This window comes from Tolypothrix sp. VBCCA 56010, assembly GCF_050875635.1.
Classification (GTDB): Bacteria; Cyanobacteriota; Cyanobacteriia; order Cyanobacteriales; family Nostocaceae; genus Hassallia.
This window is the reverse complement of record NZ_JBPAOH010000548.1, coordinates 1-208: the sequence shown is the minus strand read 5'-3', so window position 1 is coordinate 208 and position 208 is coordinate 1. Positions and strand designations below refer to the sequence as shown.

Annotated in this window: 1 protein-coding gene; it reads left to right on the top strand. The window is 35.1% G+C overall.

Annotation, left to right across the window (positions count from 1 at the left end; translation table 11 throughout):
* On the top strand, positions 1 to 208 hold a 208-nt coding region (locus tag AABK37_RS42310), incomplete at both ends, for a transposase (RefSeq protein WP_432557320.1).

The following is a 208-nucleotide window of genomic DNA, read 5'->3' as shown; positions in this document are numbered from 1 at the left end:
GTAGATGATATTGTTGGTGTGGATTCAGGTATCAATAGTTTAGCTGTAGCCGTTAGTTTAAATACAGCGAAAACATTTGATAATCCGAAAAAATACCGAAAATCGAAAAAACAGTTAGGGAGGTTACAAAGACAATTACAGCGGAAAACAAAGGGGAGTAAACGACATACCAAAGCGAAAAATAGATTAGCTAAATATCACAAGCAGA